The following is a 19,986-nucleotide window of genomic DNA, read 5'->3' as shown; positions in this document are numbered from 1 at the left end:
GTCAGGTTGTGAAAATAGTAAAAAAGTCTAACCCTGGGGAGGGAAAGATAGTCAATTGACTGAATCTGACGATTTTACCGGAATATTGCGCCGGAGGCCAAATTGGCACAAAATGATCGACTTTTTTGAACGTTCTGGCGACGCCTCATGCGAAGCCTGACAAGGCTCAAACTTATTTCGTCACAGGGTCGTTGTATGACTGATTTGGCCAACACCTCCGCGCTGCTCAAGACCTCGCCGCAACTGCCGGTCGACTGGTACATCGACCAGCGGATTTACGATATCGAGCAGCAACTCTTTTTCGCCGGTGGCGCGAACTATGTCGGCCACGAGTTGATGGTGCCCAACGTGGGCGATTTCCAGTCGCTGGAATGGATGAACAATGCCAAGGCACTGGTGCGCACCGAACAAGGCGTGGAATTGCTTTCCAACATCTGCCGCCACCGCCAGGCCATCATGCTGAAAGGGCGCGGCCAGGCCAAGAACATCGTCTGTCCGCTGCACCGCTGGACTTACGACATGGGCGGAAAGCTCATCGGTGCGCCTCATTTCCCCGGCAACCCCTGCCTCGATCTGGGCAAGACACCGCTGCAGAACTGGAACGGCATGCTGTTCACCGGCGAACGCGACGTGGCGCAAGACCTGAAAAACATGGGCGTGATGCAGGACCTGGATTTTTCCGGCTACATGCTGGACCGGGTGATGGTGGACCACTACAACTTCAACTGGAAAACCTTCATCGAAGTCTACCTGGAAGACTACCATGTGGTGCCGTTCCATCCCGGCCTCGGCAGCTTCGTCAACTGCGACGAACTGAAATGGGAATTCGGCGAGCGCTACAGCGTGCAGACTGTAGGCATCAAGGATGCCCTGACCCACTCGGGCAGCCCGGTGTACCAGCGCTGGCAGGAACAGGTGCTCAAATACGGCGCGGGCAAGGCCCCCACCAAAGGCGCGATCTGGCTGGTGTACTACCCCAACATCATGATCGAGTGGTACCCCCACGTGCTGGTGATCAGCTTCATCGTCCCGACCGGCCCCCTGACCTGCACCAACGTGGTCGAATTCTATTACCCGGAAGACATCGCGCTATTCGAGCGCGAATTCGTCGAGGCGGAACAAGCCGCCTACAAGGAAACCGCCGTCGAGGACGAGGACATCTGCCAGCGCATGGACGACGGCCGACGCGAGCTGCACCGCCAGGGCATCAACGAAATGGGCCCCTACCAGTCGCCCATGGAAGACGGCATGGTGCATTTCCACGAGTTCATGCGCCGCCATCTGGAGCCGCATCTGGGCGGGAAATAGCCGCGGCAAAATTTTTCGTTATATAATGCGCAGCGTTGCCGATGTAGCTCAGTTGGTAGAGCAGCGCATTCGTAATGTTGCTCGCCAAATCTGAAAAACACAAGCAAAATCAAGCACTTAAGCACGTCAATCGACGTGATTTTTTATTTCTGGCACACTCGTGGCACAGTCACCACGAAACACAACGCCACGCCAGGACAGTCGAATTCGATGCGCCATGTGCCATCCCGAAGCCGCAAGCGTGAAGGGAGGAACATATGGCCAGCATTCGAGAACGCATCGACGCCAACGGCAAGAAGGCATATCACGTCCAAATTCGCCTCAAGGGCTTCCCGCCTCAGACCAAGTCGTTTGACACTAAAACGCTCGCAAAGCAGTGGGCGCAGCAGGTTGAAACAGAGCTGCGTGCTGGGCGCTACATGCCCCATGCAATTGCTCAGCGCCATACCGTGCGCGAGATGCTTGAGGAATACCGCGACCGGGTACTGATCCCGCTCAAGCCCAAGGAGGTACGCACCCAGCTCCTTGAGCGCAGCATTGGCATGCACCGAAAAGCCGGTGCCGATGTAGGCCACAACCAATTGAATGCGCTCAGCTTCATCGAAGGCATCATCCAATTCATCCTTACGGCACTGGACGTTGGCGTTGAATCTGTCGTAACGCTGACCCAGCAACAGGTCGGCACCGCTGCGGAAACGGATGGCATCGCCCTCGTCGAACTGCTCTCGTTCACGGAACTTGGTCTGCACAAGATAGAGCGTCTTGCTCGTGGCCTCGTAGTGGATGGCATCAAGGCCGTTGTCATCGAAGTCATCGACCACGGACTTTGCCGCGTCGGTAATGCCAACGTTCAACATCTTGTGCAGGACGAAACCACTGAAGGCTCGGGAAAGCTGCTTCTTGTCCTGGTCTGCTTTCGGCCGCTCCTTGTTGAGAAGTTCAGGCAAGTGCGGGATGAAGTCCTTCTCAAGTTTGTCTTTGAGAATATTCAGGAAGTTGGTGGCGAGCGCAGGCATCAAGCACGCCCCTTGCCGGCCTTGGGGCCACTCAGTTGCTTGATTTCACTGAAGCCCACCAGCGAACGCATCTGCGTGATGGCAATGGCGTTCAACTGCGCCAGCCGCTCCGGCGGGGCCAGCCCTTGATGAATCAGCACCGCATTGATGCTTTCGAGATTTGACAACACCACCAGTTGTTCAAGGGTGGCAGCGTCCCGCATGTTGCCGCTCTGGTCTGCATTGGCCTGCCGCCACTGGGCCGCCGTGATGCCGAACAAGGCGACATTGAGCAAGTCGGCTTCGCTGGCGTAGATGATGCCGGTCTGCGTAGGCGTGAGAAGCGGCGGGATCAGCCGCTCCTTGATGGCATCGGTGTGAATCTTGTAATTGACCTTCGCCAAGGTACGCTGAAAACTCCACTCTAAGGAAGTGGCGCGGGATTCTTCATCCTTGAGGCGCTGGAATTCCTTGATGAGGTAGAGCTTGAATTCCGGGCTGAGCCATGAACCGAACTCGAAAGCGATGTCCTTGTGGGCAAAGGTTCCGCCGTACCGCCCTGCCTTGGCATGCAGGCCGATGGCACCGGTGGCCTCGATCCACTTCTTGGCCGACAGGAAGAAGCTATTTCGCCCCGCCTCGTTTTTAATTCCCTCGAATTCGAGGGAATTAAACCCGGAGTTGTTGAGTTGCTCCCACACGCCCAAGAACAGCACGGTGTCCTTGTTCTTGAGCCATTGCTCAATCAGGGCGCTGCCGCCATCGAAGTTCCTCACCATGTCGGTCAACGAGATGTACGGTCGGTGCCCGCATGTTTCTTCATCCAGTCGGCGTACACCTCCTTGGATCGAGCATCGTTGTTGGTGCCGTTGAACAACACGACACCCGGAGCGAAAGGCGTCTTGGCCAGCAAGGACAGCAGGTAGTCTTGCGTGCGACGGGACTCGGTGAAGATGATGGCCTTCTGAGCAGCACCAAGTTCATGCAACTTCTCGAATGCAACTTTGAGAGCCTGCAACAAGGCCAAGCCCTTGGCGTTTTCGGTGATCGAAACAGCAAGGTCTCGAAACGATTCAAGTTCGATGATTTCCGCCTTGATGGCCAGAATTTCCTGTTCGGTCTTGGACTTCTTTCCCGCTTGAGCTTCTTGCTCTTCCAAACGGTCGATTTCTTCAGCCAGTTCGTCCAAGCCTTCAAAGTCCTGGTCAAGCTCTTCGGTCAGATCGAGACTAGCCGACTTTTCGTCCAGTGTTTGCCGCAGGCGTTTGGCGAGTGATTCCAACGCCCCGGCAATGGCAAACGTGCTGGAGGCCAGCAGCTTGCGTAGCACCAGAGTAATCAGTTGCCGCTGGCTGTTGGGCAACGCGAACAAAGAGTCACGCTGGAGGTAATCGGAAACAAGGTTATAGAGGTCGGTTTCATCCGCACCGGGCACGAATTCTTGGAGTAACGGAATCCGCTTGGTGTATTTGACATAGGCCTCGACCTGACGCCGCAAAGTGCGTTTGCAGACCGGTTCGATACGACGCTTGAGGGCATCGAAGCTAGCGGCATCTTTGACCGAACCGAATTGGCTGCGGAAGCTGTCCAGATCACCAAAGACCTTTTCATCGACAAAGCTCACGAGGCCATACAACTCCAGCAGTGAGTTTTGCAGCGGCGTGGCAGTCAGCAGCACTTTGGGTGCGGAGATCAATGCATCCTTCAGCGTGCGAGCCATCTTGTTATCTGGCTTGTAGACATTGCGCAGGCGGTGTGCTTCGTCGATAACCACCAAGTCCCATGGCACCGCCTGAACCTCTTTGGCTTTGCCGCAAGCGAACTGGTAAGAAGTAATGAGCACGCAAGGCGCCTCAAAGGGGTTGCTGGCACCATCCTTGACGGACTGCTTGTAAGACTTGGCTTCAAGCACTGCTGCTGAGATTCCGAATTTATCGGCCAACTCTTGGTGCCACTGTTTGCGGAGATTGGCCGGAGCAATCACGAGGATGCGGCGCTTGCGCTCTGCCCAGCGTTGGGCAATGAGAAGCCCCGCCTCAATGGTCTTACCAAGACCAACTTCGTCGGCAAGGATCGAACCCTTCGACAGTGGGTTGCTCGTGGCGAACAGTGCCGCGTCGATCTGGTGTGGGTTCAGATCAACTTGCGCATCCAACAATGCCCCAGCCATGCGATCCATGGAATCCGAAGCGGCGCGGCGGGTGAGTTGGTGTGCAAAGTAGGCGAGCTGGTGAGAGCTATACGCTGGCGCAGTGTCCTGATCTGGCTGAATCGGTGGCGTCAAACCTCGCCTCCCGTCTTGTTGTCATTGGCACCACCTGCCTTCACCCAAGCATCAACTTCGTCCCGCTGAAACTTCCATGGGCGGCCGACGCGATGTGCAGGCATGCCCTTCTTCGCAATCCATGCGTAGACGGTGTCTTTGCTCACGCCGAGGTATTCAGCGATTTCTTCAACCGACAACCAACGGTCTGTCATGGCGGGCTTTTCCATCTACTTGTTATGCAACTGGGTTACGCTAATGATCTCACATGCCGAAACACAAAGGAATCCGGTTAGAGACGAATAGTGGCGAATAGGATTGATTATGACCGGAATCAGCCGATGTGCTTGTGAAACATATACCCAAAAAAGGCAGAGCCGAAACGCCTCCCTTGATGGGAGGGCGTTTCGGCTCGCAGCGGGCTCAGTTTGCGGGGTTGTTGATCCAGTCAGAGATCGTAGCGACAGCCTCTTTCTCCATTCCGATGAACCCGTGCCAGTGTTGCCCAGCGCACACGTCGCCAGTTGGGTTTGCCCCGCCATCAACAAAGATTAATTTCTTGACCGGTGCATTGCGGAACCCCTTGAAGGCGGCAGGCACCTCGTCCGGTCGGCAATGAATGCAGGCATCCTTGCTGTGGTGGAACACCAGCACCGGAACCTTAATCGCCGCCAAGTCTTGCTTTGGCACCGCACCGGCTTTCTTGTAGTTGACCACGCTGGAAGTCAACACCAGTCCGGCAATGTCACCCTGTGCATGGATGGCGGTCGCGGCGGCGGAGATCGTGCCCCGGCTGGTGCCGACAATCCAGAGCGCCGCGCCGCTCTGGGTTTTCACGAAGTCCAGCACCTTGCGCACGTCGGCCATGTGGGTATCGCTGATGCGGTCGGCGTAATCCAGGTCTTCCGAATCGCTGGGCCTGCCAAAAATCGCCACGTTGAACCCATTGGCAGTGAAGTACGGAGCAGACCGCACCAGGAAGTTGTTGCTGGTCGGCTTGCCATCTTCAACCTTGCCGAACCCACCGCCGCCGCCCGGAAACAAGAACACGGTGGCTTTGGCTCCCGCCACCGGCTCCCAAAACAGCGTGGTCTTCACGTCTGGTCGGGTTGGCACCTTGAACAACGTGCCTTCTGCATGGCCAGTCAGGCTGACCAAGGCCAGCACGATGCTTATAAGCAAACTGCGAAGGCCCATGCTCATTTGAGTTCCCTCTGGCGCTCTTGATAGGCCCGGCTCAGGCACGCTGCATCGGCGCACGCATCACGGACGTTCTTGCGCCAATTGGTCTGACCTTGTTTGAAACCATCAGGATTGACGGATGCGGCAAGGGCGGTCTTGTACAGCGCCACCGTGGCGGCATCCGCCTGCGCAAGTTTGGGGTCGGCGCAGATCATCTTTTCGATCTGTGTGGTGGCCTTGGCACAGTCAAAGCTGGGGCCTTGTGGCACTGGGGCCGATGCGGCATCGCTGGGCGTGGCATCGACTGCCGCCAACTTCGCCGGAGGTGGGTCAAGTTCGGCTGCGGTCGGCGCTTGCGGGGGAGCAATCAGCGGCTTGAAGCTGGGGTAGGTCATCGGTTCACTGCTGACGATTTCCACCATGGTCAGGTTTGGCATGCCGGTGAAGTGCCAGCCACTCTCGGCCTTGCCCATGCGACCACTGCCGCTGATCTTGATGGCAATGGGTACGGGGATTTGCTGCTGCCCTGAGTTGACGGCCTCCTCTGCAGTGCCGCGCATGCTGTGCAGGCGGGTGACGACCTCCATGTTTTCGCAGGGCATGATGGCGACCATTCGACTGCGCATCTGCTGCACGCGCTCAAATGCCGCCTTCACGGCGGGATCGTCCTTGGTCTCACCAGTGACCACGCCGGAGTTGTAGCGCAAGGCTGAGTTGCGACGGGCAACCTCGTCCTCGATGTGCTCGTATTCCAGTTGCGCAGGCTTAACCTGGCTGAGCAGGAATGACCATTCGGCAAACAGCTTGGCCGCAGCCTCCTTGCCGCCTTTGATCGACACCGTGTGCGTAAATGCCACGTCGTAGAGCTTGCCGCCGACATCCGCGCCGTCAACCTTCTTCACGTCGGACAACTCAATGATGGGGCAGGCATAGACCTCGGCGAGGTCTTTCTGAATATCCGCCGTTTCAGGCTTGGATGAACACGCAGCCAATAGGCAGGCGGTTGCCGCAATGACGGCCACGTGGGTAAGCGATTTATTTTTCCGTTTGGAATGCATTTGCAATTGCCTCTTTCTGGGAGTTGGCTGATTAACTGATACGAAAGTCGAACTAGTACACGAATGGAATATAGACGAATCTCGTAGCACATGAAACGAGAACCGTCCGAGTTGGATCAGCAGTGGGGAGCAAGGCTCAGAAGAGCCCGGCTTGCGGCTGCCCTTTCTCAAAGAAAACTCGGTGTCGGCATTGGTCTTGACGAGTCCGCTGCGAATGCACGGATCAACCGATATGAAACGGGCATTCATCGGCCTGACTTGCTGACGGTGCGGAACATCGCAAGGGAACTGGGTGTGCCAGTTGCGTACTTTTACGCGGAGAGCGACGAACTTGCCGACTTGATCTATCGGCATGAACGGGCCTCGGCCTCCGTGCGGAAAAGCATCAAGAAGCTGCTGGAGGACGTTCCCGGTTTGCCAGCGGAAGCGCCGTTGAAGCACTCACCGAACAAGCCCCGCGAGTGAATCTTTCCGAAGAGCAGTCGCCACCTCTTGAATCAGGCCGTCCGGCACATCTTTGACCTGTACCGGATAGCGCAGTGCCAGAAGCCGCAGTAGGTGCAATGGCCGCTGCCGGAACCTCGCCAACAATGCCCTGAGCATCGTTTGGCGGTAAACCGAATCTGGTTCGTGATGACTTTGCAGCGCCTTGCGTAAGGTGTGCGGCCAATGTGCAACCTGAGCACTGGGCCACACCTGATCGTCCAATATGAAATTCAGCGGCGCAGCGGGATGTAGCCAGCCAAAATCTTGATCTGGGTGCTGAACCGTGATTTGCTCAAGGCGGAAGTTTTCACCGGGCGCGGCCAGTTCAATGTTACCGTCAAGATCAGCGCGATAGCTGAGTCGGAGGTTCTGACCGGACGCAAAGTTCAGCTCAATACCCCAGCCTTGTCCTTGAGCCATCCTCTGGTTGGCAGTAACACCGACATTGATGAGAATTTGGCCGATGGCGGGCTGAACAACCTTTCTCCATGGAGACCAGTGCGGAACACCAGCTTGCGTGCTTGTCGTGAGGTACTTCAAGGTCAATGCGTCCGCGCTTTCGCACACCGTAACCCGGTACCCCAGCGAAACGGAAGTGCCCGATGCCAAGCCGAACATGGTGCCTTGCTGGTGGCTCAGGTAGCGCAGCGGCGAAGTGCAGATCAACGACACAGCATTGCCACCTTCTCCAAAATCCATCGCAAGCGCAGCGGACAGCCCCCACGAAGGTGTATCGCGTTTCGGCAAGGCCTTTCCCCAAGCCTCGCAGACCTCGATTCTCGTCAGCCGCAAGCCGAGCAACGACTCAAGCTGCATCATTGCTCCCGTCCTCGCTGGTGGCTGCCACAATGGCGGTTTCGCCGATTTCCGATGCCGCCACGTTTTCACCCCATTCTTCGGCAAGCCCAGTGGCCGGGCCGTTCGATGGCGGTTCGGCAACGGCCTCGGCGTTTGCTGGCCTGTCGTCGGTGGCCGGAGTGACCTTCTTCGCAGCGGTCTTTGCCGGTTGTTTTTTCGGTTTGCTTACCTTCTTGGATTTACTGGCAACGAGAACTTCTGGTTGTGTTTCGACAGCGGCGACCTCTGCAGCAGGTGCCTTAGTGGCCTTTGACCCCTTCTTGCTCGCCGATTCGTTGCCCAGCAGGATCGGTATGAACGTGTCGAGCTTGATGCGATTCCAGTCACGGCGCACCTGTTGCTTAAGCCACCAGCCAGGGTCAAGCGCACGTTCGTCGCCATCTGCGGCACGCTCGAACACCACGAGATGCGAGTTGCCGGTTGATGGCATCTTGCGCGTTTCCAAGATCGCCACTGGCGGCAAGGCTTCGACAGTACGAACTTTTTGCTTCTTGCCGTACTTGATGCCGAAGTGATCGAGCAGCTTGAACAAGTTTTCGTCGCTGGTCGTGTGAGGGCCGTCTTTCGGATAGCCGCATTCCTTGATGGCTACGCGCAGCACGGCATCGAGCGACTTGCCCGCCACGATGGCAACGCAGGCGAGCCCGCAGTCGGTGAGGTTGGCTTGGGTGACGAGTTTGAGAGGCATGTGATCTCCATGGCAAAGCTCCGCTTCGCTAGTCGATTTGTCCGACTGGCGACTGGCACAGAAGTGAGCGAAGGGGTTGGTGATGCAGCAGGGTGCTGCGACGGTTCACGAATCGGCGCAGCCTGATCGGCACGGCCGTTCGCGCTTTTTCACGTTATTCGTCTTTGAGCCAACGGATCAAGCGCCATATAACTTTGGCGGACAGTCGATCCAGAGCGCGGCTTGACTCAGAAATGCGAGGAAGGTCTGACAGACAAACTCCGATTCGCTACCATCGGTTCAGCACATACCTGAAATGGATCTGATGGACAGCGCACGCGACAAGTACTCTCGGGAAATCATCGACGCCGAACAGCTTTGGGACATGGAAGTCGTGGACAAGGAGGGCTACGAATGCCCCGGCTGCGGCATTCAGGTTTTCCCCGCATCGTTCAAGAGGCACATCAACAAGCGCAGGCCGTACTTCACGCCCATGGACAATAAGCATGTCCAGCCGTGCGGCGTTGATGGCCTCGAAAAACTGGTGCGCAAAGCCAAGCACGAACGCATTGGAAGACCTGACGGTTTCCCCGTGCCTTTTCCGAACAAACTTGTCCTGACAGACACGCGGCCGGTCACAGCAACCACCGCTGGGCCGCTTGGTGCTGCAACCGACCCACGCCCTAGCACACGCCCAAACAGTGCCCGCAACGACAGCTATCACGGCCACACGGTCAAGACGATCAGGCCAATCTGTCGTGTCTTCATGGAATACCCGCATGACCGAGACCATCTGGAACTCGGAATCCCTGGCTGTCCCGGCGCGACCTACTCCACTGTTTTCAGCAAACTCAGCTATTTCGGCATCCGCCCCTTGTCCGTGCCAACACGACTGTTCTACGCCGCACTGCGGTGGAACACTCCGAGCAACAACGAGGACCACATCGAATGGCAGCTTGATGCGGGGACTTGGACGAAGGGAGAGAAGCGGCCGAGCCAGTTCTACCGCGTGCGCATTGCTTGGGCGAGCTGGACTGAGCATCAACGCGAGACTTTGCGGCACGAAATCGAGATCGCCCAAGACGAGGTCAAGGGGAAGTCTGACCAGCCTGAAAAGGCATGGCTGTTCTTCGTCGGCACACAAGATGCAGACGACCCCGGTTTACTGGTGGCGGAACGCTACCAGTTCGTGTGCTGTCGGGTTGGTGAGATGGTCTGGCCGCAACGCTGAAAACACGCGACTTTGCCCCGAAGGGCTTCCCTTCATCCTGAGTTCCTTGCTACAATCGAAAACTGCTTCAGAAATGACGCTGATGCAACGCCGATGTAGCTCAGTTGGTAGAGCAACTCACTCGTAACGAGTAGGTCACCAGTTCGATTCCGGTCATCGGCACCAACTCTAAAAGAGGCTTCCAGTTCACTGGAAGCCTCTTTTTCTTTGGGCGGTGGAATCGGCGCTGCACGCTTGCCTGTCGCATCATCCTCAGCATCGCCCACCCCGAAAATTTCGCATGTTGGGCGAGGTCTCACGGCTATTTTGTGCTGTTCGTTTAGTCAAACCGATGGAGGACACATGGACAACACACGCAACGCCGAACTTGACCAAGTACTCGACACGCTGTACCTTGATGCGGCAGTCGCCATTGAATGGAAGACTGCCTGCCGGTGGTTCAACGAGCAGCCTCTTAACCAGGGCAGCTATCGCCAGATCATGCACAGATGGGCAGAGCGTTGCCGCTCGATCTACAGACACCATGAAGTACCAGAACTGCGAATGATCCTTGGTCGAGAAAAGTTGACGCTGCTCCGCGACACCTTCCTTGACGAGAGCCCGGTCGTCAACCTCGCGGACTTCGCCTGAGCTGCACAAACATGCACATCTCGTCTACCGATTGATCTGCCGCGTAGCCCCGTGGCACACTGATGGCACAGCGACTATGAAATTCTGCGATAATCGAGGATACAAAATTTCTTCGCAGAAGCTGGAAGTTGTTGATTTCATTGATCCGGGAGTATCCTGGATCGTTGCCCTCTACCCATCGGAACTGATTCGTAATGCGAAGGTCACCAGTTCGATTCCGGTCATCGGCACCAGCAGAAACAAGGGCTTGCAGAAATGCAGGCCCTTTTCTTTATCCGCATATAGACCATTTTGAACGGCGAAGATGGAGTGCTTGCATGACCCCTGCCACTGAACAGATTTTCTCCCACGCCATACGGCTGCCACAAGTCCCGCAGGTCATGCAGGAAGTCGTCAACAGCTTGCGAAATGAGGATATTTCCGTGTCGCAATTGGCCGACCTGGTGGGAAAAGACCAGGTTATTGCCGCCAAGGTACTGCGCCTCGCCAACTCCAGCTATTACGGTGCCCGACACAATGTCGCAAGCATCGGCGATGCCGTGCAACTGATCGGCCTGAACGCCTTTCGCAATCTGGTAATCGCAAGCTCCTTGATTGGAGCCTTCCCCAAGGTCGAAGGATTCGATTTGCCGGCCTTCTGGCGCAGCAGCATGCTTGTGGCCAACCTGGCTCACATTATTGGGCGCGATCTGGATGTCGACCGCGCAACGCTTTTCTCGGCCGGTTTGATGCACGGGATCGGCCAGTTGCTGATCTACCTTTGTTTACCGGATTCAGCGAGGAATTTGGCGGAAGCCTGCAAGGGGAAGCCCCTGAAAGAGCTACGCGCCATCGAGCAACACCATTTCGGAATGAATCATTTCGAAGTAGGCATGGAACTCGCGCGGCGATGGAATTTCCCCGAGAGCATCCAGTTTGCTATCGGTCACTATGACGAAGCGGCCAATGACGAGCTGCCGGCACAGATCGTTCACGCCGGCGTAAAAATTGCCCATGGCATCCAGATGGGTTCAACCTTCAGCGAAATGCTGAACACACTGCCGCCGGATTTGGCGGAGCGCCTGGGAATCGACCACGACTGGCTCGAGGAACAGGGTGATGTTTTTGACGCGCTCATCGATGAAGCGGCATCCCTTTCCTGAGAGCGCCACAGCCTATACCACCGGAGCGTATTTCCTCCACTTCGCAACACGAACACCATGACATCCGCCCTATGACGCGAGTGAGAGGGACATGTGGACGTGCGGGATACCCGCATCCATGAACTCTTCTCCCTCCCGAACAAAGCCCAGGCGCTCGTAAAACGCCGTGATGTAGGTTTGTGAATCGAGGGCCACGGACTCCAGTTCCAGGGAACGGCAATACGCCAGCGCCTTTTCCATCATCGCGGCGCCGACGCCCTGGCGCCGGTATTCGCGCGCCACTGCGACGCGGCCAATTTTTCCGACGTTGCCCTTGACGACAATCCGCATGACCCCGACACAGTTCCGATCGCCGTCCTGCACCAGCAGGTGGTGAGCCGTATCGTCGAGCGCATCGACTTCCAGGTCCTCCGGCACCTTTTGCTCCACCACGAAGACCTCATATCGCAGGCCTATGGCGGGCTGCCATAGCGGGGACGGCAGCTGGAAGAAGCGAAAACTCAGGTTCATGCCAAGCCATCCGCTATCGATTTCACGGCAAAATTTCCACCGGAACGATGACTCGGGTTTATCATTTCGAACTTCATCTCTTAATCAGTCCCACCCAGCATTAAGGTACCCGTTCATGCCATCTTCCACCGCGATCACCGACGTCGAACTCAAGCAGCTTGAAAGCGCGCTGGCGTCTCCTGTTTTCAAGGGTAAGGCGCTTTCGCTAGACCGTCTACAGGGATTTCTCTGCGCCGTGGTGAGTTCTCCCGACACCATTTCGCCCGGCAAATGGCTTCCGGATGCAATCGGCACCAAGCCGGAATATGCGTCCACGGAACAGGCGCAGGAAATCATGGGCTTGCTGATACGGTTTTATAACGACGTGGCAAATGCGCTTTTTGCCGGGCAGCCCCTCAAGCTGATTTTGAAGCCGCGTTCCGCTACCGACTCGCAGCCGGACTACCAGGCCTGGTGCGAAGGTTACATTCTGGGCTGGGCGCTCTCGACGCAGGAGTGGCTGCGCCCCGGGAACGAAGCGCTGAAGAAACTGACCTTTCCCATCCTGTTCCTCTCCGGGGCCTTCCGCGAAGACGTTCAATCCAAGGGGAAAACCTACATCGCCGACGAAGAAGACCTGAAGATGCAGCAGGAATGCGCCGACACCCTCCCCGGCGCGGTTGCGTCAATCTACAATTTCTTCCTGTCCCGGCGAAACCCCGCTCCCGCACCGGTTAAGCGGGAAACGCCCAAGGTCGGCCGCAACGAACTCTGCCCCTGCGGCAGCGGGAAGAAATTCAAGCAGTGCTGCGGCGGCCAGAAGATCCTGCACTGAGCTGCCCGGACGGGATTGGCGCGCCCTCGGATAAGGCTTGCTTCGTTTGACCGTATGCGTAAAACTCCGGACATCGAATAACGAAACGACTAACGATGCGAGCAATCAGATTCAGTCTTGTTTTCTTCTGCGCGATTTGGACCACCGGCGTTTTCGCCGCAAGCACAATCGGCTTCGGCTTGTCGCAAAAATACTGCCTGGGAAAAATCTGCCTGGGCGATCCGGCCGCCGATCACCCCGAACTGAACGCCAAAGCCATCTTTGCCGACATCAAACAGGTTTCGATCCCCACCTGCTACAGCTCGACCTTTTCCGCCCCGCTCTACACCTTTCCGGACGGCTCGCTGGGGGAATTCATCATTCAGAACGACCCGGCCAACCTGGATGCCAAGGCTGAACGGTATTACCGCGTGCAATCCATCCGTATCCGCTTCAACCCGCCGCTCGCCCAGGATGTCGCCAGGAAACTGGAACAAGACATCGTCAAGCGCTACCGCATGAAGAAAACCAGTTACGGCACCTTCATCCTCCAGGATGGGAAGCGCAGAATCTATTTCACCGACAACGGCTCCACGACTTTCAGCATGCACGTGACGGGCATAGATGGCAGCGAATACGCCGCGCAGCCCGGTTGCACCCGCGAAGCCCCCAGACTTTAACGCCCCCGTTTCGGGCGCGTTTATTGCTTGCTAATCAAGCATCCCCTCCAGGGGCAAGGCATCGCCAGATGCCTCGTAACCGAATGGAGCAAGTAGCATGAACATCTCTCCCGCCTCTATCGCTTTAAACCTCGCGACCTTCCGTTCGCAAGCCCTGGGCACGCTCATGAGCTCGGCCCCCGATTCCGGAAAGGACGCCTTTGCTGCGCTGATGAACCAATTTTCAACCGCAAACGATGTTTCGACCGACCCCTTGTCCTGGCTGGCCGCGAACGGCAGCGTGGCCGGGGTCGCGGCGCCGGGCCGTAACATGGCGCTGGTCGACCCGGAATCGGCCTTCCGGATGATGAGCGTCATCAACCAGGCCGATGTCGACTACAAGGCCCGGTTCGCGGAACTGAGCGAGATGAAAGCCTACGTCGCGCAGATGCAGGATGCCGGCCAGAGCCTGGGCAACATCACGCCAGCCACCGGCAACGACAGCATCGCGTCCCAGTTGCAGGGCTTCGTCGCGCAGTACAACGGCTGGGTTCAGCGTTTCGACCCCGACATGCAGAATGGCGGAATACTCGCCGGCACCCAGGCGGCACAGGTTTCCCGCTACGAGCTGGGGCAGAGCATCGCGAATATTTTCAATGGCGCCAAGGACGGCGTGCACGGCCTGCGAGACCTGGGCGTCAGCATCGACCGCAATACCGGGCTGGCCACGCTGGACACCGCCAAGCTTGATGCGATCCTGGCGGGCAACAAACAGGGTGCCGTGGACGCACTGCAGGAATTCAGTGCAAATTTTGCCAAATCGGCAAATTTGCTCAACTCGGGCGGCAATTTTATCCCTAACCAGCTCGACAACCTCAACAGGGCCATCCACTACATTGCCGACAACGAATCGTCCCTGCAGGCGGAGTTCGGTTCCGGCGACGCGCCCAAGGCCACCGGCCTGGTCGCGCAGGCACTGGCTGCTTATAACCGGACTTACGCCATTTAACCCGCGCAATCCATTGGCGCAGTTACCGAGGGCGGCAAGCGGCATCCTGATGCTCACGCTTGCCGCGCCCGCTTTTGCGCAGCAAATTGCCTTGCATATCGAGGACATCGCCGCGCCCACCTTCCAGGCAAGCGGCATATCCGCCGAGCTGGAAAGCAGCCGTTTTACCGCGACGATCAAGCAGCTATCTGTCCAGGGGCATGACTGGAAAAACGTACGCCTGACCTGCCCCGCAATCATCCTCGAACGCGACACCATCGCCTGCACGCAAGGCACCCTGACCGAGGAGCAGAGCTGGCCGGTGCGTTTTAGTTACGCGCCCGGCGCAAAACAGCTGATGCTGGATCTTTCCCTCCCCGCCAGGGAACATTGGCATGTCGAGGCACGCTGGGGAAAGCGCTGGGACATCGCGGCCAACATCGACAACGGCAAGGCCGCCCATTTCAGAACCTGGCTGCCGCAGGACATGCCCGCCCCGAGCGCCGGAGTCATCAACGGCAAGCTGAACTTTTCCGGCAGCGATACGAATTTGCTCGCCGCCGATATGGATTTGCGCCTGGCCGGTATTGCTTTCAGCGACACCAGTGGCCTTCATGCCGGCGAGAAAATCAGCGGAAAAGTCCGACTCACAGCCCATCCAGTAAACCGGGAACTCGTTTGGCAGGGGGAAGCGCTTTGGGATCAGGGCGAAATCTACTGGGACCCGCTCTACCTGACCGGCGGGGCTCGCCTTTCGGCGCGCGGGCGTCTCGACCCGCAGCGGGTCACGCTGGCACAAGCCTCCCTGCACTGGCCCGCCATCGGCGATATCAGCGCCAGCGGCAGCTGGGACAGGACCAGTCGTTCGCTGAGCGCCTCAAGTTTCCAGGGTACACAACTGGCGCTCGACCCGTTATATCGCAGTTTCGCGCTGCCCTTCCTGGGGAAAACCGCTCTGGCCAAGTCTGCCGCAAGCGGCAAGATGGATATTGCCGGCCGCTTCGCCGAAGGGAAAATTCAGTCGCTCGATTTGACCCTCGACCACGCCGCGCTGCAGGACAAGGACGGCCGCTTCGCCTTGCGCGACGTTCATCTCAAACTACCGTGGCGCGCACAGGCGGCCACCTCCGCCGATTTCGGCGTAGGCGGCGGCCAGGTCCTGTCTCTGCCGCTGGGCGGCTTCACCGCCGCCATTCAGATGCAGGACAAGAAATTCAGCACCCCCCGGCTGGACATCCCGCTGCTGGGCGGCGCGCTGGGTATCGAAAATTTCCAGGCCACCTCGTCGCCACAGGGCTGGCGGTGGGAATTCGAAGGCGGACTCACGCCCGTTTCCATGGAACAGCTTTCCGCCGCCCTGCACTGGCCGAAGATGCACGGCACGCTGGCCGGGGTGGTGCCACGCGTACGCTACGACGCGGGCAAACTGACACTGGACGGCGCGTTACTGATCAAGGCTTTCGACGGCACGGCAGTCATCCAGGACCTGGCGCTGCTCGACGCGCTGGGCCCCGCGCCGCGCCTGCAGGCGAATATCGACATGCGCAATCTCGATCTCGACCTGCTCACGCGCACTTTCTCCTTCGGCAGCATGCAGGGCCGCATCGACGTTTCGGTCAAGGGCCTGGAGCTGTCCAACTGGAAACCGGTGGCGTTCGATGGCTCGGTACGCAGCAGTCCCGGCGACTACCCGCGCAAGATCTCGCAGCGGGCGGTGCAGAACATTTCCTCGCTCGGCGGGGCGGGGGCGGCGGCAGCGATTCAGCGCAGCTTCCTGGGCATTTTCGAGCAGTTCGGCTACAGCCAGCTCGGCCTGTCCTGCGTCCTGAAAAACGGCGTCTGCCATATGGGCGGCATCGCCCCTGCGCCCAACGGCTACATCATCGTCAAGGGCGGCGGCATACCGGCGATTACGGTAATCGGTTACAATCCCAGCGTCAGTTGGGACGAGCTGATCACCCGCCTGCAACGGGTGACACAAGGCAATTCCACACCGGTGGTGCAATAGCGAGGAAACCATGAAAACGACAACTTTGGCTCTAGCCCTGCTGCTGGGCAGCGTGGCGACAGGATGCGTCACCATCAACATCTACTTCCCTGCTGCTGCCGCGGAAAAAGCCGCGGACAAGATCATCGACGAAGTCTGGCAACTGAAACAGGGAACCAAGCCCCAGGCGAACCAGCCCCAAGGAGAAACCAAATGAACGTCATCCTGCGCTTTTTTTCATTGTTATTTCTCGCCGCTTTGTCCTGGGCGCCGCTGGCACATGCCGCGGCCGACCTGGAAATCAACACGCCCGCCATCTCCAGCCTGAAACAGGGCATGCAGCAGCGCCATGGCGATCTGGCCGGATTTTACGCCAGCGGCGCGGTCGGCCTGACGCAGGACGGGCTGGTCGCGGTGCGCGACCCGGCTGCCGCGCCCCTGGCGCAACGGCAGGCGATGAATTCGCTGGTGGCTGCTGAGAACCAGGATCGTCAGGCGCTGTATCGCGAAATTTCCCGCGCCAACGGCCACCCGGAATGGGAAAGCGAAGTGCGCTCCACCTTCGCCCAGCGCTGGATCAGCAAGGCGGCGCCGGGATGGTGGTACCAGGGCCCGGGCGGCGCCTGGACCAAGAAGTAAGCCCAACCCAATACAGGTAAAGGCGTAACACACTGCACCACTTCGGCATTCGGTGGGTTACGGCCTGCGGCCTAACCCACCCTACGAAAATTTTCTCAAATGACCCCTACCCTCGTTTTCGACATCGAAACCGTACCTGACGTTGCCGGGCTACGCACGCTTCACGGCCTGAGCGAGGACATGACCGACACCCAGGTCGCCGAAATGGCCTTCCAGCAGCGCCGCCAGTCCACCGGCAGCGATTTCCTGCAGCTTCACCTGCAACGCGTGGTCGCCATCTCCTGCGCCCTGCGCGAGCGCGACAGCTTCCGCACCTGGACGCTCGGCAACCCGGAAGACAGCGAAGCCGAGATCATCCGGCGCTTCTTCGAAGGTATCGAGAAATACACCCCGCAGCTGGTATCGTGGAACGGCGGCGGTTTCGACCTGCCGGTGCTGCACTACCGCGCCATGATCCACGGCATCCAGGCGCCGCGCTACTGGGACATGGGCGAGGACGACCGCGAATTCAAGTGGAACAACTACATCAGCCGCTACCACACACGCCACCTCGACCTGATGGACCTGATCGCGCTCTACCAGCCGCGCGCCAACGCCCCGCTCGACCAGATCGCGCAGCTGTGCGGCTTCCCCGGCAAGCTGGGCATGGACGGCTCCAAGGTGTGGGACGCGTTCCAGGGCGGCGAGATCGTTGCCATCCGCAACTACTGCGAAACCGATGTAGCCAACACCTACCTGGTATTCCTGCGTTTCCAGCTGATGCGCGGCGTGCTGACGCCGGCACAGTACCAGGACGAATGCGACCTGGTGCGCAGCCAGTTGGGCAAGATCGACGCGACCCACTGGCGCGAGTTTCTGGATGCCTGGAAGCAACCAGCCTGAATGCAATGAATTACCGCACCACATGGCTTTTTGCCGGCTGGCTTCTGGTCGTCCTGATCGGCTATTTGTCGCTCATGCCCTCGCCGCCCACGCCCCTGAGCTTTCCCCATGCCGACAAACTGGAACACCTGGTCGCCTATGCCGCGCTGACGGGCTGGTTCTGCCAGATTTATCCCGTGCGCCGGCAGCGCCTCTATCTCGCGCTCGCCGCGATTGCCTACGGCGGGGCCATCGAGCTGCTGCAAGGCTGGAGCGGCTACCGTTCCGCCGAATGGCTGGACTTGCTTGCCGACAGCCTGGGCGTCGCGCTCGGCTGGCTGCTTAACACCACTTCCCTGCAATTCCTATTGACCCGTTTTGACGCAAGATTGACATCACTCCATGACCGATAGCGTACCGTACGCCAGCATTGAATCCCTGGATCACGAAGGACGTGGCATTGCGCACGTCGAAGGCAAGGTGATCTTTATCGAGGGCGCGCTGCCCGGCGAAAAAGTCACCTATTCCGTATTCAAGAAAAAGCCCAGTTACGAAATGGCCACCATGAAGGAGGTCGTCCTTGCCAGCTTCATGCGCGTCAGCCCGAAATGTCCTCACTTCGGCGTGTGCGGCGGCTGCAGCCTGCAGCACCTGGAAGAATCCGCCCAGATGGCGGCGAAGCAGCGCGTGCTCGAGGACGACCTGTGGCATATAGGCAAGGTCAGGGCGGAGGAAATCCTCCCCGCCATCCACGGCGAAGCCTGGGGCTACCGCCAGCGCGCCAGAATCTCGGTAAAGGACATGTCGCGCCGGAAAGGCAAGGTGCTGGTGGGCTTCCACGAGAAGCGCAGCAGCTTCGTGGTCGACATGCACCGCTGCGAAGTGCTGCCGCCGCACATTTCCGCCCTGATCGAACCGCTCGGCGAACTGATTGGCAAGCTGTCCATCCGCGAACGCGTGCCGCAGATCGAGATCGCCCTGGGTCAGGACGTGAACGTGCTGGTGCTGCGCATTCTGGATCCTCTTTCGCCCGCCGACGAAACCCTGCTGAAGGATTTCGCCGACCGGCATGAGGTGCAGTTCTGGACCCAGACCAAGGGGCCGGACACGGTGCATCCGTTCTATCCCCTCGATGCGCCGGCGCTGAATTACACCCTGCCGGAGTTCGGCATCACCATGCCGTTCAAACCGACCGAATTCACCCAGGTCAACCCGGTCATCAACCGCCTGCTGGTACGCCGCGCCATCGGCCTGCTCGACCCGCAGCCCGGCGAACGCATCGCCGACCTGTTCTGCGGCCTGGGAAATTTTACCCTGCCCATCGCGCACCGCGGAGCCCACGTGGTCGGCGTGGAAGGCAGCGCCGCCCTGGTGGCGCGCGCCATAGCCAACGCCGCATACAACGGCCTAGCCGAGCGTACCGAATATCGCCAGGCCGACCTGTTTCAGGCGACAGCGCATAGCCTGGCCGCGCTGGGCCACTTCGACAAAATGCTGATCGACCCGCCTCGCGACGGCGCGGCGGAAGTGATCAAGGCGCTCGCAGGCCGGGGCCCGCGACGCATCGTTTATATTTCCTGCAACCCCTCCACCCTCGCCCGGGATGCCGCCCTGCTGGTGCATGAACAGGGCTACACGCTCAAGGCCGCCGGCGTGGCCAACATGTTCCCGCATACCGCCCACGTGGAGTCGATCGCCCTGTTCGAGAAACAAGGCTTCGCCGCATAGA

The 19,986-nt window shown here is 58.7% G+C and carries 23 protein-coding genes and 1 tRNA gene; 15 read left to right on the top strand and 9 right to left on the bottom strand.

The annotated features are described in order from the left end of the window. Positions 1-195: 195 nt before the first annotated feature. Positions 196-1,308: an aromatic ring-hydroxylating oxygenase subunit alpha gene (locus SKTS_RS06575; RefSeq protein WP_173062074.1), complete on the top strand. Its 1,113-nt coding sequence runs from the start codon at positions 196-198 to the stop codon at positions 1,306-1,308. Between the two features lie 143 nt (positions 1,309-1,451). Here SKTS_RS06575 and SKTS_RS06570 read toward each other — a convergent pair whose 3' ends face one another. From SKTS_RS06570 to SKTS_RS06545, 6 genes are all read right to left on the bottom strand, one after another. Next, positions 1,452-2,324: a hypothetical protein gene (locus SKTS_RS06570; RefSeq protein ID WP_173062071.1), complete on the bottom strand. Its 873-nt coding sequence runs from the start codon at positions 2,322-2,324 to the stop codon at positions 1,452-1,454. After that, positions 2,324-3,082 (bottom strand): KilA-N domain-containing protein, encoded by a 759-nt coding sequence (locus tag SKTS_RS06565; protein ID WP_173062068.1) that lies wholly within the window; start codon positions 3,080-3,082, stop codon positions 2,324-2,326. The genes SKTS_RS06570 and SKTS_RS06565 overlap by 1 nt, the downstream gene beginning before the upstream one ends. 5 nt (positions 3,083-3,087) lie before the next feature. Further along, positions 3,088-4,587 carry a DEAD/DEAH box helicase gene (locus tag SKTS_RS06560; RefSeq protein WP_244617461.1) on the bottom strand — a complete coding sequence of 500 codons (1,500 nt, stop codon included), beginning with the start codon at positions 4,585-4,587 and terminating at the stop codon, positions 3,088-3,090. Next, positions 4,584-4,796, bottom strand: coding sequence for a methylation-associated defense system helix-turn-helix domain-containing protein MAD1 (gene mads1 / locus SKTS_RS06555; protein WP_244617460.1), 213 nt, complete (start codon positions 4,794-4,796; stop codon positions 4,584-4,586). Before mads1 ends, SKTS_RS06560 begins: the two co-directional genes overlap by 4 nt. Positions 4,797-4,989: 193 nt before the next feature. After that, positions 4,990-5,769, bottom strand: a complete 780-nt coding sequence (locus tag SKTS_RS06550) for an alpha/beta hydrolase (protein ID WP_198420439.1) — start codon at positions 5,767-5,769, stop codon at positions 4,990-4,992. Beyond that, a complete protein-coding gene (locus SKTS_RS06545; RefSeq protein ID WP_173062065.1) occupies positions 5,766-6,806 on the bottom strand; it encodes a lysozyme inhibitor LprI family protein in 1,041 nt (346 codons plus the stop codon). Before SKTS_RS06545 ends, SKTS_RS06550 begins: the two co-directional genes overlap by 4 nt. A gap of 90 nt (positions 6,807-6,896) precedes the next feature. Here SKTS_RS06545 and SKTS_RS06540 point away from each other — a divergent pair, with 90 nt between their 5' ends. Next, the gene (locus tag SKTS_RS06540; RefSeq protein ID WP_173062062.1) at positions 6,897-7,271 is read left to right on the top strand and encodes a helix-turn-helix domain-containing protein; all 375 of its coding nucleotides are present in this window, start codon (positions 6,897-6,899) and stop codon (positions 7,269-7,271) included. Here SKTS_RS06540 and SKTS_RS06535 read toward each other — a convergent pair. Together SKTS_RS06535 and SKTS_RS06530 are read right to left on the bottom strand one after the other, a co-directional pair. Beyond that, the gene (locus tag SKTS_RS06535) at positions 7,248-8,111 is read right to left on the bottom strand and encodes a hypothetical protein (protein ID WP_173062059.1); all 864 of its coding nucleotides are present in this window, start codon (positions 8,109-8,111) and stop codon (positions 7,248-7,250) included. The genes SKTS_RS06540 and SKTS_RS06535 overlap by 24 nt on opposite strands. Then, a complete protein-coding gene (locus tag SKTS_RS06530) occupies positions 8,098-8,838 on the bottom strand; it encodes a cysteine peptidase family C39 domain-containing protein (RefSeq protein ID WP_173062056.1) in 741 nt (246 codons plus the stop codon). The genes SKTS_RS06535 and SKTS_RS06530 overlap by 14 nt, the downstream gene beginning before the upstream one ends. A gap of 295 nt (positions 8,839-9,133) precedes the next feature. On the opposite strand from SKTS_RS06530, the gene SKTS_RS06525 reads away from it, so the two are divergent. The 4 genes from SKTS_RS06525 (at position 9,134) to SKTS_RS06510 (ending at position 11,820) form a co-directional block, all read left to right on the top strand. Beyond that, a complete protein-coding gene (locus SKTS_RS06525) occupies positions 9,134-10,048 on the top strand; it encodes a hypothetical protein (protein WP_173062052.1) in 915 nt (304 codons plus the stop codon). 89 nt (positions 10,049-10,137) lie between these two features. Further along, a tRNA-Thr gene (locus SKTS_RS06520) sits at positions 10,138-10,213 on the top strand. 177 nt (positions 10,214-10,390) lie between these two features. Further along, a complete protein-coding gene (locus SKTS_RS06515) occupies positions 10,391-10,678 on the top strand; it encodes a hypothetical protein (protein ID WP_173062050.1) in 288 nt (95 codons plus the stop codon). Positions 10,679-10,995: 317 nt separating this feature from the next. Then, positions 10,996-11,820 (top strand): HDOD domain-containing protein, encoded by an 825-nt coding sequence (locus tag SKTS_RS06510; protein ID WP_173062047.1) that lies wholly within the window; start codon positions 10,996-10,998, stop codon positions 11,818-11,820. Positions 11,821-11,889: 69 nt separating this feature from the next. On the opposite strand, the gene SKTS_RS06505 is transcribed toward SKTS_RS06510, so the two are convergent. Next, on the bottom strand, positions 11,890-12,330 hold the full coding sequence (locus tag SKTS_RS06505; RefSeq protein WP_173062044.1) for a GNAT family N-acetyltransferase: 441 nt from the start codon (positions 12,328-12,330) through the stop codon (positions 11,890-11,892). Positions 12,331-12,445: 115 nt separating this feature from the next. Between SKTS_RS06505 and SKTS_RS06500 the strand changes: the two genes are divergently transcribed. The 9 genes from SKTS_RS06500 to rlmD all read left to right on the top strand — a co-directional run bounded on the left by SKTS_RS06500 (position 12,446) and on the right by rlmD (position 19,985). Beyond that, the gene (locus SKTS_RS06500) at positions 12,446-13,144 is read left to right on the top strand and encodes a YecA/YgfB family protein (RefSeq protein ID WP_173062041.1); all 699 of its coding nucleotides are present in this window, start codon (positions 12,446-12,448) and stop codon (positions 13,142-13,144) included. A 95-nt stretch (positions 13,145-13,239) separates the two neighbouring features. Then, positions 13,240-13,803 (top strand): hypothetical protein, encoded by a 564-nt coding sequence (locus SKTS_RS06495; protein ID WP_173062038.1) that lies wholly within the window; start codon positions 13,240-13,242, stop codon positions 13,801-13,803. A 97-nt stretch (positions 13,804-13,900) separates the two neighbouring features. Next, complete coding sequence (gene fliD / locus SKTS_RS06490) at positions 13,901-14,791, top strand: flagellar filament capping protein FliD (protein ID WP_173062035.1); 891 nt, start codon at positions 13,901-13,903, stop codon at positions 14,789-14,791. 13 nt (positions 14,792-14,804) lie between these two features. Further along, entirely contained in the window at positions 14,805-16,778 is a 1,974-nt protein-coding gene (locus tag SKTS_RS06485; protein ID WP_173062005.1) for an AsmA family protein, read from the top strand. Positions 16,779-16,788: 10 nt separating this feature from the next. Continuing rightward, entirely contained in the window at positions 16,789-16,974 is a 186-nt protein-coding gene (locus SKTS_RS06480) for a hypothetical protein (protein ID WP_173062002.1), read from the top strand. After that, a complete protein-coding gene (locus SKTS_RS06475; RefSeq protein WP_173061999.1) occupies positions 16,971-17,396 on the top strand; it encodes a YdbL family probable chaperone protein in 426 nt (141 codons plus the stop codon). Before SKTS_RS06480 ends, SKTS_RS06475 begins: the two co-directional genes overlap by 4 nt. 99 nt (positions 17,397-17,495) lie before the next feature. Continuing rightward, on the top strand, positions 17,496-18,278 hold the full coding sequence (locus SKTS_RS06470; protein WP_173061996.1) for a 3'-5' exonuclease: 783 nt from the start codon (positions 17,496-17,498) through the stop codon (positions 18,276-18,278). Between the two features lie 5 nt (positions 18,279-18,283). After that, complete coding sequence (locus SKTS_RS06465) at positions 18,284-18,670, top strand: VanZ family protein (RefSeq protein WP_173061993.1); 387 nt, start codon at positions 18,284-18,286, stop codon at positions 18,668-18,670. Beyond that, a complete protein-coding gene (rlmD, locus tag SKTS_RS06460) occupies positions 18,660-19,985 on the top strand; it encodes a 23S rRNA (uracil(1939)-C(5))-methyltransferase RlmD (protein ID WP_173061990.1) in 1,326 nt (441 codons plus the stop codon). The genes SKTS_RS06465 and rlmD overlap by 11 nt, the downstream gene beginning before the upstream one ends. The last annotated feature ends 1 nt before the right edge of the window (position 19,986 follow it).

The organism is Sulfurimicrobium lacus (assembly GCF_011764585.1).
GTDB classification, from domain to species: domain Bacteria; phylum Pseudomonadota; class Gammaproteobacteria; order Burkholderiales; family Sulfuricellaceae; genus Sulfurimicrobium; species Sulfurimicrobium lacus.
Note: the sequence above shows the minus strand (reverse complement) of the source record. Positions and strands in the feature narration are given on the sequence as shown.